At 51.6% G+C, this 1,976-nt stretch carries 2 protein-coding genes and 1 pseudogene; all 3 read left to right on the forward strand.

Translation table 11 applies throughout. The annotated features are described in order from the left end of the window. A pseudogene (locus TQ39_RS21385) lies at positions 1 to 220 on the forward strand (hypothetical protein); the annotation flags it as partial. Positions 221 to 351: 131 nt separating this feature from the next. After that, entirely contained in the window at positions 352 to 519 is a 168-nt protein-coding gene (locus TQ39_RS21145) for a site-specific integrase (RefSeq protein ID WP_167541564.1), read from the forward strand. 342 nt (positions 520 to 861) lie between these two features. Continuing rightward, on the forward strand, positions 862 to 1,976 hold a 1,115-nt coding region (locus tag TQ39_RS19770; protein WP_050006801.1), incomplete at its 3' end, for a M20 family metallopeptidase.

The following is a 1,976-nucleotide window of genomic DNA, read 5'->3' on the forward strand; positions in this document are numbered from 1 at the left end:
GGGTCTGTTCAAAGAAATCGGCGTTTCAGATGCCAAGGAAAGATGTATCTCGGATAAATGGTTCCACATGGAAAACAACAGCATCGACAATGCGGAGCGCACCGGAAAAGGCGTGAAGTTTGAGCGGCTCCGCCGCATCAAAGTCTATCTTGTGGGGAAGGTGGACCGCTGGAATGACACGAAGAAGTCTGAATTGAACGACTGCGCAAAGCAAGTATAACGAATAACGGACAGCGCCCGTGGGGAGAAATTTCACGGGCGCTGTTTTTAAGGGGAGAGTACACGGAATAGGAGGAAAACACTTACATTGCGTCGGGGTACAAGAAGAAAGGCGCGCTGCAGGAGTGTCCGGTGACGATTGAGGAAATAGTGCAAAGGTTTATCACCGAACTGGAAAGCCAGGGCCTGAAATATGAGGCCTATTTCAAGATGAGCCTTGCCACGAGCATGCGCCGGAGCGAGGCATGCAGCTTGCAGTGGTCAGATAGCAGGTGCTGCATATCCGGCGCAATGTGGTAAAACTGAGCGGCCAACCGATCCTGGTGAAAGAACCGAAGAACCGCGCAGGAGAGAGCACGGCGTGGTGCAGAGGGGACTGGAGAAAGATGACTATCTGTTCCGGCAGGCTGGGGAGATCCGATGGTGCCTGGGACATTCACATTCCGGCTCAAAAGGATTCTGCGGGAGGGAAAATTGCCGGACAATTTAAATGTGCACAGTCTGTGGCATTTCCAAGCCAGATGCGTCTTTTTTATAAGTTGTGGGTAAACTATAAACATTGTTGAAGTTATTAAACTCGTTTGCTATAATTTTCTCAGCATATGTTTACTGATTTTTCGCAGCAAATTAAGGAGTACGATTATGGATTTTTATAAACGGGCACTGGCACTGCGTGAGGAAACCATCTCTCACCGCCGTTGGCTGCACAGCAACGCGGAAGTGGGACTTCATATGCCAAAAGGACAAACCTATGTTATGGAGCAGCTGAGAGGATATGGATTGGATCCACATCCATGCGGACATGGAGTGATTGCAGAGTTGGGGCAGGAAGGGGGTAGGACGATCCTGCTTCGAGCGGACATGGATGCGCTTCCCATGCCGGAGGAAAGCGGCGAAAGCTTTTCCTGCCCAACCGGCACGGAGGCTCATACATGCGGCCACGATTTCCACGCGGCCATGCTGCTGACAGCGGCAAAGATATTAAAAGAAAATGAATCTATGCTGTCTGGCAGGGTTCGGTTCATGTTCCAGCCTGCTGAAGAAACCTTTGAAGGTGCGAAGGATATGCTGGCAAATGGAGTACTGGAAGGAGTGGATGCAGCCCTAGCCTATCATGTCGGCCCGGGAAGGATGCCTGTGGGCTTGTTTATGTACAACAGCGGCAAAACCATGATGTACTCTGTGGATGGTTTTCGAATCATAATCCACGGACGGGGCGCCCACGGCGCATATCCGCACAGTTCCATCGACCCAATCAATATCGGTGTCCATGTGTACCTTGCCTTGGAATCGCTGATTGCTCGGGAGGCAGATCCCGGCAAAGCCTGTGTGCTGACCATCGGCAATTTTTCCGCAGGTTCAGCCCCCAACATCATCCCTGATACTGCCGTCCTCCAAGGAACCTTGCGCACCAATGACAGTGCCAGCCGTGAGAAACTGGTCCGGCGGCTGAAAGAGGTTGCTCTCAAGACCGCAGAGGTATTTGGGGGGATGGCACAGGTCGAGATGATTTCTGAGGTGCCACCACTGGTATGTGACCCTGCTATGACGGACGAGATGGTAAGCTATATGGAAGAACTACCAATTCCTGGTCTGACTCCTGTTCCCGACACATCAGCCAGTGCTTCTGAGGACTTTGCAATTATTGCAGAGAGAGTCCCCAGCGTATTCATGTATCTTTCGGCAGGATATATGGATGAGCGTGGCGATGCCCCTGCACACAATCCGAAGGTTCAGTTCAATGAGGAGGTCTGTCC

This window comes from Ruthenibacterium lactatiformans (genome assembly GCF_000949455.1).
In the GTDB taxonomy this organism is placed as follows: Bacteria; Bacillota; Clostridia; order Oscillospirales; family Ruminococcaceae; genus Ruthenibacterium; species Ruthenibacterium lactatiformans.